Origin of the sequence: Trinickia mobilis (assembly GCF_017315705.1) — a bacterium.
GTDB lineage: Bacteria > Pseudomonadota > Gammaproteobacteria > Burkholderiales > Burkholderiaceae > Trinickia_A > Trinickia_A mobilis.
In genome coordinates this window covers 1-10,851 of sequence record NZ_JAFLRF010000080.1, presented here as the reverse complement: position 1 = coordinate 10,851, position 10,851 = coordinate 1, and the positions used below count along the sequence as shown (strand labels likewise).

Here is a 10,851-nt window from a genome sequence, read left to right as displayed (position 1 = left end):
CGTGATGGTGTTATGAAACGGTGCGAACTGCGTGGTCGGCGCCACGTAGTCCGGGCCGACGGCACATCCGGAGAGTGTGACCGCCAAGGCCACGGATGCGGCAAATGTGCTCGGACTACCGCGTTGACGACCCGGGGGCATTGCGCTGCCAGAAAATCCCTCAGACCGGTAGCGTTGGCGAGACAGGGCGTTGTTGTGTTTCATGCGTGCTCCTCCTGGCCGTACGCGCGGACTTTGGCGCCGAGTTTCCGAATCAGAATGTAGAAGGCCGGTGTGAAAAGCAGGCCGAAGCAGGTCACCCCTATCATGCCGAACAGAACCGCCGTCCCCAGCGACTGGCGCATCTCTGCGCCCGCCCCAGTGGCAACAGCGAGCGGTGCGACACCGAGGATGAATGCGAAGGAAGTCATCAAGATCGGCCGCAGGCGGGTCCGTGCGGCCTGGACGGCCGCATCGATCGCGGACAATCCTTCGTTCTCGCCCTGACGGGCGAACTCGACGATCAGAATGGCATTCTTCGCCGCCAGACCAACAAGCACCACAAATCCTATCTGCGCCAGGATGTCAATCGGCATTCCTCTCGCAATGAGCCCCGTGACAGACGCGAGAATGCACATGGGCACTATCAGGACAATCGAAAGCGGCAACTTCCAGCTCTCATATTGCGCAACCAGAACGAGAAAGACGAACAGAGCAGCCGCGCCAAAAACAAGCAGGGTAGGCACGCCGCGCTGCTGCTGCTGGAAGGCAAGATCAGTCCACTCGAACTCGATACCCTTGGGAAGAACCTGATGCGCCAGTTCCTCCATGCGGCGCAATGCTGTACCCGACGCAACCCCTGGGGCTGCAGCCCCCATGATTTCTGCGGCCGGGAACAGGTTATAGCGAGGTACCCGATACGGAACCGTGTCTGCATTCAACTGCGCGACTGTCCCAAGTGGAATCATCTGTCCGGCTGCGTTGCGTGTCTTGATCCGGGTAATATCCTGATTGCTTTCACGCAACTGACTTTCCGCCTGAGCGATCACCTGGTACGTCCGCCCCAAATAGTTGAAGTCGTTGACGTACTGGGAACCCAGATACACCTGCAGCGCAGAAAAGACGTCTGTGGGAGTCAGTCCAAGCTTTTCGGCCTTCAAACGGTCAATGTCAACGTACACGGACGGCGATCTGGTGTTGAACAGGGTGAAAACTCCTGCAAAGTCTGGGTCCTTGTTTGCCGCCGCCACGAGCGCGTTGGCGGCCTTGACGAGTCCGTCCGGGCCAAGGCCCGCGCGGTCTTCAAGCATCATCTTGAATCCGCCAGCACTGCCAAGCCCCTGCACCGGGGGCGGCTGGATAACCAGAATACGGGCATCCTTGATTGTCGAGAGGCTGCGGCGCAGCTCAGCCAAGGCAGATGCAGCGTTCACGCCCGGGACCGAGTGGTTATACAGCGACGGCAATCCCACAAAGATTGTTCCGGTGTTCGAAGCAATCGTCGAAGTTGTGACATCGAACCCTGCGAACGGAGCAACGTGTTCAATCCCCTTGGTTTTGAGAATGATGTCCGTGGCTCTCTTGACAACGCTCTCCGTTCTTGGGAGCGCAGCACCCGGGGGTAGCTGGATGATTGCGATCAACAGGCCCTGGTCCTGTTCCGGAATGAAGCCTGTCGGAGTACGGGAAAATTCGGCGCCGGAGAGAGCAATCAATCCGACATAGACCGCCAGGACCACGGTCAGTCCACGCACGAGACGCCGCGTGAGATTGCCGTAGCCGTTCGAGACACGGTCAAAGAACGTGTTGAACCGGGCGAAGCCCCTATCCAGCGAATGTCCCACGAGGGTCGTGCGAGCGTGTCCGTGCTCACCGTTTGACTTGAAGAGAATGGAGCAGAGGGCAGGGCTGAGCGTAAGTGAAACAAAGCAGGAAATCACCGTCGATGCCGCAATCGTGATGGCGAACTGGCGGAAGAAAAGTCCGGAGATTCCACTGATGAATGCAGTCGGCACGAAGACGGCACACAACGTAAGCGCAATGGAAAGCAGGGCGCCACCTACTTCGTCCATCGTCCTGTGCGCCGCCTCTTTTGGCCCTAGGCCTGCACTCATGTTCCTTTCGACATTTTCGACCACAACAATAGCATCGTCGACGACGATGCCAACTGCCAGCACAAGCCCGAACAACGAAAGGTTGTTTATCGAGATACCGAATGGATAGAGGATGATGAACGAACCGAGCACCGATACCGGGATCGCAACGACAGGTATGACGGCGGCTCTCCATTTCTGGAGAAAGACGAACACGACACCTACAACGAGCAGGATTGCGACGAAGATGGTAATGATGACTTCGTGCACGGATTTTCCGACAAAGTTTGTCGGGTCGTAGATGATCTTGTAGTCAACGCCGGGTGGGAAGGTCTTCTTCAATTCCTTCATTTTGGCGAGTACTTCTCGCTCCACCGTCAGCGAGTTTGCGCTCGGTTCGCCAAACAGTACGAGCGCGGCGGAATCCGTACGGTCCATATATGCCGACGAACCGTAATCTGCCGCCCCAAGCTCGACGCGACCAATGTCCCGCACGCGCGTCACGCGACCCTGGTCATCCGACTTTACGATGATGTCCCCGAACTGCTCGGGCGTAGAGAGGCGCCCGAGCGCTTCGATACCAGTCTGGTAGGCGCTGTTACCCGCGACCGGGGGCTGGTTGAGGACGCCCGCCGATACCTGGATGTTCTGCGCGCGGAGCGCCGTCAATACGTCACCGGCGGTCAGATTGCGCGACGCGATCTTGTCAGGGTCCAGCCAGACTCGCATCGCATACTGCCGCTCGCCATCCAACTGGGTATCCCCTACGCCGGGCAATCGGGCAAGCACATCCCGTACGTGCAGAGTGATGAAGTTCGAGAGGTACAAAAGGTCACGCGACTTGTCCGGCGAATAGAAGTGGACAGCGATAAGAATGGCTGGCGTTGTCTTCCGTACATGCACGCCTTCGCGCTGTACGTCTTCCGGCAACCGGGAGAGTGCATCCTGGACGCGGTTCTGCGTGAGATTCTGAGCGACGTTCAGGTCTGTGCCGATCCGGAACGTAACCGTAATGGTGAGATTGCCGTCTCCAGTCGACTGGCTGCTCATATAGAGCATGTTTTCCACGCCGTTGATCTGCTGCTCGAGCGGAGTTGCGACCGTACGGGCAATCGTCTCGGCAGATGCGCCCGGGTAGTAGGTCGTGACCTGTACCGTCGGCGGGACAATGGCCGGATACTGCGCTACCGGAAGCCCGAACATCGCGCCCAGTCCGATTAAGGTCAGGAAGCTGCTGACGACAATTGCGAAACGCGGTCGCCTGATGAAGAAGTGTGCAATGCGCATGGTCTCGGCCGGTCCTAATCCTGGTTTGCCGCAAAGCGGACGGCTCCGTTCTGCGACTCGACTTTCGCTCCTGGGGCCGCATAGGGAATTCCGTCGACCACGACTTCGTCATCGGGTGTCAGCCCGGAGCGGATTACCCGAAGGCCACCGCGCATGTCTCCAATGTCGACCTGTTTGGGAACGACGGTTCCGTCTGGAGATACGGTCATGACCACGTGTTGCGACTGGTCTGCCTGGACCGAGGCATCGGGGACAAGGAGAGTTGGCCTGGGATTCTCAATTGCCAGTTTCACGCGTGCGAACTCGCCCGGCGTCAGCGAAAGGTCGGGGTTCGGAACGGTGGCCCGAGCGTGAATCGTCCCGCTGGAGCGGTCGATGACGTTGTCTACAAAATCGAACGTACCCTGCACCGTGTACTTCCGGTCGTTTCCGGGCGCCAGTATCACCTTGTTAGAAGGTGTACCGTCCAGCTTCGTACGGAATCGGGAGAATGTCTCGTAGTCGGCCTCGCTCATATCGAAGTTCATGTAGATTGGATCGAGGGACACGAGCGTGGCAAGCAAAGTGGTCGGACTGGTGGCCGCTCGGCTGCCTGCAATCAGATTTCCAACCGAGACCTGGTGCGAGCCAATGCGTCCGGTAAACGGCGCGGTTATGCGGCCGTGGTCGAGGTCGAACTGCGCGTCACGAATCTGTGCTTTCGCGTCGTCTACTGCCGCCTGCGCTGTCTGCTGGTCCGATGTTTTCTGCTGAACGTTTTCAACCGTCCCCGCGCTGCTATGTTCCAGCTCTTGCGCTCGGGACAACTCGAGGTTGGCAAGGATGAGCTTCGAGTTTGCCGTTTCAAGTTGAGCCTTTGCCTGGGCGAGCCGGATTTCATAGGGGACGGGGTCGATGGTGAAGAGCACGTCTCCCTTATGGACGATACTGCCGTCCTTGAAAAAGATGCCCGTCAGCGTTCCCCCCACCTGAGCACGAATCTCGACCTGGTCTACGGCAGAAAACTGGCCGAGGAAGCTGAGCTGTGTGTTGAGTTCGCGGACCAGGGGTTTGCTCACCGTAACTGTGGGTGGGGCGGCTCGCACGGCGGCTGACGCATCGCCGCCTGTGTGCGAGAGCACAAGCCATCCCGCCCCAAGCGTTGCCGCGACTGCTCCAGACCACAACCAGAGTTTTGTTTGCGAGCGTGATCGCAGTCCTGTGCGAGCCACACTCCCATCCGGCCGCCCCGCAGCCGCTGACTGATTTTGCGTGTCCACTGTTCATACCCTTGAAAAGTCGGTTGTCGAATGGGTCAAAGCCGGCACAGTGACCGGCCTCGCAATCACAGGCAAACGTGCCTCGGCGGCGCCTACTTGACGCTGACTTGCACATGACACCTATGCCCTCTTTGGATTGTGCATGACCTCTAAAGTGGAGGAAGATGACATGCAACATCTAAATTGTCAATTGAAGGGTCAATGTCTTTACGCCGAGACCGGATTTCAACCAGAGGGCAGTTGTAGGTAGGTGCTGAGTGAAAACCACGACCTCGTGTATCACCGGGGCAACAGTCAGGAGGGGCGTCAAGTGAAAAAATCGAAGCTGGAAACAGCTGAGGCGCGGCGGAGAATCGTGACGACCGCAGCGGCAGAGTTTTGCCGCAACGGCGTCTGGTCGACTGAATCCGCCTGCCCCTACGGCTGTGTTCCGCGTGGACGAAAAAGCGGCGATCCAGGCACTCGATCGCAAGGACCGAATGCTGCCGCTTTCGTCCGGACGCGCCGAAAGTCACGGCTTCGAGTACAAACGCAACGGCACCCTGAGCCTGAATCCCTCGCGTCGCAACCGGTGCGATTCATCTGGTTCAGTTGACCAGCACGAGATACCTATTCGAGTCTTGGATTTCGCTCGACCGCGAAATTGGTATAAGATTATATATGCCATCTAAATGGTCAACTGAGGAAGCAATATCCTTACGCCGAGGTCGGATTTCAACCAGAGGGCAGTTGTAGGTAGGCGTTGAGCAAAAGCCACGACCTCGTATATCACCGGGGCAACAGTCGGGAGGGCGCGCCAAGTGAAAAAATCGAAGCTGGAAGCAGCTGAGACGCGAGAGAGAATCGTGAAGACGGCAGCGGCAGAGTTTTGCCGCAACGGCATCCGGTCGACTGGAATCTGTGAATTGATGGCGGCAGCCGGCCTGACGCACGGCGGGTTCTACGGCCACTTCGTTTCAAAAGACCAACTGGTTGCCGAGGCGTGTGGGGTCGGGATGGACTCGATTGTGGAAAGAGTCAGCGCAGCGGCTCGGGAACCTGGTGGCAAGGGAAGCCTCGCCGCAATTGCAGCGAGTTATCTGGCGAGAGAGCACAGGGACGACCCCGCCGGAGGCTGTCCGCTGGCCGGGCTGGGAAGTGAGCTAGTGCGCTCGAGTGAGGACACCCGTGCCGAAGCGTCCGGCGGGTTTATGGAGCTGGTTGAAATTGTGGCCGCACAATTCGGGGGTGTTGGCCGTCGGACCGCGAAAGAGAAGGCGCTTGTTGCGGTTTCAGCGATGATTGGGGCAGTGACGATGTCGCGGATCGTTCAAGATCCTGGACTCTCGGACGCGATTCTCAAGCAGACCGAAATATATCTACTGCAACTCTAGTTGCTCGAGTGGAGCCACCAAGAGGGGCTGACGATTGACTGGAGTGCGATTGCGGCTGAATGGCATGGGCTCTACCCAGTCACATTCGCTGCTGTGGGCAAGGGTGAGCGACTGTGGCAGAGCTTCGCAATGCTTAGGCCGAGGCGTTGGAAGTTGCCATGCGTGACCGAGGCATCACGGGTATCAGTCGGGAGGAACTGCTCGAATTCAATACGGTCTGGCAGCGACTCGTGCTAGCGACAAAGCATGTTCAGCCATCACCTCGACAAGATCCTGCACGGCCGGTAGCGCACCATCTATGGGCGTGCAATCGAAAAGGTACTTATCGCTCCCACGAAGCAACGCCCGTCGACCCGGCTTTGCCATAGTGCTGGCGCGCCCTGCCAACAACACCGGCGTCGATCTCGCCGTCATCCGCGAGCGCCTTCAATGCGGCAATCACAATCGACGCGCGGTCCACTTCGAAGAATTCGCGCAGAGCCTGACGCGTATCGCTGCGGCCGAAGCCATCGGTGCCGAGCGTGACGTAGCGACGCGGCACGTATGCACGAATCAGTTCAGGTACAGCGCGCACGTAGTCCGTCGCGGCAATCACCGGACCGGTCGACGCGCCGAGCGCTGCGGTCGCAAACGGCAGCGGCGCTGCTTCGCCGAGGCGCGCGAGCCGCTCGGCAGCCATGCCGTCGCGCTGCAATTCGGTGAAACTGGTCACGCTCCAGACCGCGGCCTCGATGCCCCATTCGTCCCTAAGCATCTGCTGCGCGGCGATCACCTCGCCGAGGATCGCTCCTGAGCCGAGCAGTTGCACGCATGCCGCCTCGTTTGAGTTCGACGGCAGCGGATAGATGCCCTTGAGTATGCCCTTGCGCAATGCCTGCGGATCGTCCTGCGGCGCCGACGGCTGCGCGTAATTCTCGTTCATCACCGTGACGTAATAAAACACGTCATGCTGACGTTCGACCATCTCGCACATGCCCTCGTCGACGATCGCGGCAACCTCATATGCGAACGCGGGATCGTACGCGCGGCAATTTGAAATCGTCGAGGCCGCCAGATGGCTGCTGCCGTCCTGATGCTGCAAGCCCTCGCCGCCGAGCGTCGTCTTGCCGGACGTCGCGCCGATCAGGAAACCCCGTGCACGCTGATCGGCGGCGGCCCAGATGAGGTCGCCGATGCGCTGAAAGCCGAACATCGAGTAGTAGATGTAGAACGGCAACATCGGCAGATCGTGCACGCTGTACGACGTGGCCGCCGCGATCCACGACGACACCGCGCCCGCCTCCGAAATCCCCTCTTCGAGAATTTGCCCTTTGGTGTCTTCGCGGTAATAGAGCATCGAACCGAGGTCTTCAGGTTCGTACAGCTGCCCGAGCGGCGAATAGATCCCGACCTGGCGGAACATGTTGGCCATGCCGAACGTGCGCGCCTCGTCGGCGACGATTGGCACCACGCGTGAGCCGAATTCCGCGTCCTTGAGCAGCGCGGTCAGCATGCGCACCAGCGCCATGGTCGTGGACATGTCCCTGCCGCCCGCCTCCAGCGCGAATTGTCCCCAGGTTTGCAACGAAGGAACGGTCAGCCCCTTCGATGCCACTCTCCGCCTTCTGGGCAGATAGCCTCCCAAGGCAGCCCGGCGCGCATGCAGGTACTGCATTTCCGGGCTGTTTCCCGCTGGCTTGTAAAACTTCACCTGTTCGACGTCCTCGTCCGACAGCGGCAAGCGGAAACGATCGCGAAATGCTTTCAGATCGTCGAAACCGAGCTTCTTCTGCTGGTGCGTCGTCATCCTGCCCTAGCCCGCCGCCCCCATGCCGAAGCCCTTCATCGTCTTGGCGAGAATCACCGTGGGCTGGCCTCGATGCTCAAGCGCCTTCGCGTAGGCCGCGTGCAACTTGCGCACGTCGTGGCCGCCGCGGCGCAGGCGGTCGATATCCTCGTCGCTCAGCTGTGCGGCGAGTGCTGCGAGTTCAGGGTTCTGGCCGAAGAAGCGTTCGCGGTTGTAAGCCCCGTCGTTGGCCGAGAAAGTCTGGAACTGGCCGTCCACCGTGTGGGCGAACGCGCGCAGCAGTGCACCGGTGCGGTCGCGCGCGAACAACGCGTCCCAGTCGGAACCCCACAGCACCTTGATCACATTCCAGCCCGCGCCGATGAATTGCGCTTCGAGTTCATCGATGATGCGGCCGTTGCTGCGCACCGGACCGTCGAGCCGCTGCAGGTTGCAGTTGATCACGAACACGAGGTTGTCGAGCCCTTCGCGCGCCGCGAGCGACAGCGCAGCGGTCGATTCCGGCTCGTCCATCTCGCCGTCGCCAAAGAAGCCCCACACTTTGCGGTCTTCGGTCTGCGCGAGGTCGCGGTTCTGCAGATAGCGCATGAAGCGCGCCTGGTAAATCGAGTTGATCGGGCCGATGCCCATCGAGCCGGTCGGAAATTGCCAAAAGTCCGGCATCAGCCACGGGTGCGGATACGAACACAACCCCGGGCCGGCGATTTCACGCCGGTAGTGCTGCAGGTGTTCCACGCTCAGGAATCCCTCGAGGTAGGCACGTGCATAGACGCCCGGCGACGAGTGCGGCTGGAAATACACGAGATCGCCACCCGTGCCCTCTTCGGCCCCAGGTGCAGCGGCCCGAAAGAAATGGTTGAAGCCCACTTCGAAGAGGTCCGCCGCCGATGCATAGCTCGCGATATGACCGCCGAGTTCGCCATACGCCTTGTTCGCACGCACGACCATCGCAAGCGCGTTCCAGCGCAGCGCGGCGGCGAGCCGTTCCTCGAGTTCGAGATCGCCTGGATAGGGCGCCTGTCGTTCTCGCGGAATCGTGTTGATGTAGGGCGTGACGCGGGCGCGGGAAGACTCGACGCCCAGTGCAAGTGCATGCTCGGCCAGACAATCGAACAGATACTGCGCGCGGTCCTTGCCGACATGGGCGACCACGGCATCGAGCGCCTCCAGCCACTCGGCCGTTTCCTCGGGGTCGCTATCTTCCCCGCCTCGTCCGAGGAATTGCATCTGTTCGCTACCGCTGGATAAATCCGTCATGGCACAACTCCCGGATGGAGGCGTTCGGTTCATGGATGGTTCGATACATGTTAGCCAGCCAGCCGCAAAATATGCCTCTCATTTACTTGCGATCCGGAGCCGGGATGGTGTATTTATTCCGCATGGGCCTACATCCACGGAATATTTCATCTATGACCTCGCCACCCAAACGGCTGGACCGTATCGATATCGGCATCCTCAGCCAGCTCCAGCAAAACGCCCGCATCACTAATTCCGAGCTGGCGCGATCGGTCAACTTGTCGCCGACCCCTTGCTTCAATCGTGTCCGCGCCCTGGAGAAACTCGGGTTGTTCAAGCAGCAAGTCACATTGCTCAATCCTGAGCCGCTTGGCCTGCGAATCAACGTGTTTATCCAGGTGAGTCTTGAGAAGCAGGTCGAGGACGCACTTCAGCGCTTCGAGCAGGCCATCTCGGAACGTCCGGAAGTGATGGAGTGTTATCTGATGTCGGGCGATGCCGACTACCTGCTGCGCGTGGTCATGCCGGACATGAAGACGCTGGAGCGCTTCATCCTCGAACGTCTGACGACAATCCCGGGTGTCTCGAACATCCGTTCGAGCTTCGCGCTCAAGCAGGTGCGTTACAAGACGGCGCTGCCATTGCCGTCGTCAGGATTGACGCTGGTCGATCCTGACGACGTCTCGACGGACTGGAGTTGAACGGTCCCGTGCGATCGCTGACGTTGCCATTTCGTAAGCTGCGATGTGGATCACGCTCGGTTAGTCCTACATAACATCGTTCCGAAATCCGGACCGTTTCATGTCGACGATCGGAAGGTGTATCCCTGCGACCACTACGTCTATCCGAATGCGAATGCGGCGCGCCAGGCACTCGAACAGGCTGCTGAGGCCATAAGGCACGCCCGCCTCTTCAAGAAAGATGACCGGCTTGTAGCCGTTCATCGTGGCGGCCGTGTACAGTCGAATGTCAGGGCGTCGCATGCTGAGCGTCATTGAAAACGGTCTTCAGATGCGCGTCGAAGCGCGCGAGATCCGCGTTGATCTCGGGGTTCTTCATGACGTCGAAGGCGCCGAAGGTGGGCAGCGGCGACATGCCGAAGAATTTGGCATTCAGATGCATCGGCCGCAGCAGGTCGTCCAGCGAGGTACCTTCGAAGAACGGCTCGGACGGATCGTCGAAGGCCTCGGCCGGTGCGTTCAGTGTGGCCGAGAGCATATAGCACGTGCCGTTGAGCGCGCCGCCCATGCCGTAGTTGGCTTTGGGCGCCTCGGCCACGCGACCGTCACCCTTGCAGAGCCGCCCGTCCATGCCGACCGTGTAAACATCGTCCATGTACTTCTTGAACGACCAGGGCGCACCCATCCAGTTGACCGGAAACTGCATGAGGATCGTGTCGGCCCATATGTGGCTCTCGATTTCCCGTTCTACCTCATAGCCATCGGCCACTATGGTCACGCGTACCTCGTGGCCAAGCTCGTCCAGAAAGTTCCTGGCGCGCTCGAGGAGCGTCGCGTTCAAATTGCCGTTGGAGAAGGGATAAGGTTGATGCCCATTGATGATCAGGGTCTTGCTCACAGCGTGCTCCTTTCTTGTGATGTGAATGGGGTTTCTCGACGAACTAAGGAAGTGGAGCGAGGCGGTGGAGCTCCCGGACGCGCTTGGCACTGTGGACCGGTGAACTTGCAGGCAACGTTGCCAGAGCGTTTCGCTGCGCTCCGGCCACGTTAGATGGCGAACTTGTTCTCCGTTGCATCCTTGGCGCCGCCAAACGCCTGCTTGAGACGGATAATCGCCACGGTAATATCGGCGATGAACCGGTTGTACATGTACAACAG

7 protein-coding genes and 2 pseudogenes are annotated in these 10,851 nt (G+C 59.6%); 3 read left to right on the top strand and 6 right to left on the bottom strand.

The window, feature by feature from the left end; all coding sequences use genetic code 11:
- From J3489_RS36530 to J3489_RS36520, 3 genes are all read right to left on the bottom strand, one after another.
- On the bottom strand, positions 1-204 hold a 204-nt coding region (locus tag J3489_RS36530; RefSeq protein ID WP_207005665.1), incomplete at its 3' end, for a hypothetical protein.
- Entirely contained in the window at positions 201-3,359 is a 3,159-nt protein-coding gene (locus tag J3489_RS36525; protein WP_207005664.1) for an efflux RND transporter permease subunit, read from the bottom strand. The genes J3489_RS36530 and J3489_RS36525, both read right to left, overlap by 4 nt.
- A gap of 14 nt (positions 3,360-3,373) precedes the next feature.
- Positions 3,374-4,417 (bottom strand): efflux RND transporter periplasmic adaptor subunit, encoded by a 1,044-nt coding sequence (locus J3489_RS36520; RefSeq protein ID WP_309491487.1) that lies wholly within the window; start codon positions 4,415-4,417, stop codon positions 3,374-3,376.
- Positions 4,418-5,013: 596 nt separating this feature from the next.
- On the opposite strand from J3489_RS36520, the pseudogene J3489_RS38205 reads away from it, so the two are divergent.
- Positions 5,014-5,169, top strand: a pseudogene (locus J3489_RS38205) (IS630 family transposase); the annotation flags it as partial.
- Between the two features lie 249 nt (positions 5,170-5,418).
- Complete coding sequence (locus tag J3489_RS36515; protein ID WP_207005662.1) at positions 5,419-5,991, top strand: TetR/AcrR family transcriptional regulator; 573 nt, start codon at positions 5,419-5,421, stop codon at positions 5,989-5,991.
- Positions 5,992-6,313: 322 nt separating this feature from the next.
- Here the strand turns inward: J3489_RS36515 and mdeB are convergent.
- A pseudogene (gene mdeB / locus J3489_RS36510) lies at positions 6,314-9,034 on the bottom strand (alpha-ketoglutarate dehydrogenase).
- A 152-nt stretch (positions 9,035-9,186) separates the two neighbouring features.
- On the opposite strand from mdeB, the gene J3489_RS36505 reads away from it, so the two are divergent.
- Positions 9,187-9,714 carry an Lrp/AsnC family transcriptional regulator gene (locus tag J3489_RS36505; RefSeq protein ID WP_207005661.1) on the top strand — a complete coding sequence of 176 codons (528 nt, stop codon included), beginning with the start codon at positions 9,187-9,189 and terminating at the stop codon, positions 9,712-9,714.
- A gap of 66 nt (positions 9,715-9,780) precedes the next feature.
- On the opposite strand, the gene J3489_RS36500 is transcribed toward J3489_RS36505, so the two are convergent.
- Together J3489_RS36500 and J3489_RS36495 are read right to left on the bottom strand one after the other, a co-directional pair.
- Positions 9,781-9,957: a thioredoxin domain-containing protein gene (locus tag J3489_RS36500; RefSeq protein ID WP_207005660.1), complete on the bottom strand. Its 177-nt coding sequence runs from the start codon at positions 9,955-9,957 to the stop codon at positions 9,781-9,783.
- 25 nt (positions 9,958-9,982) lie between these two features.
- A complete protein-coding gene (locus tag J3489_RS36495) occupies positions 9,983-10,591 on the bottom strand; it encodes an NAD(P)H-dependent oxidoreductase (protein WP_207005659.1) in 609 nt (202 codons plus the stop codon).
- Positions 10,592-10,851: the final 260 nt, after the last annotated feature.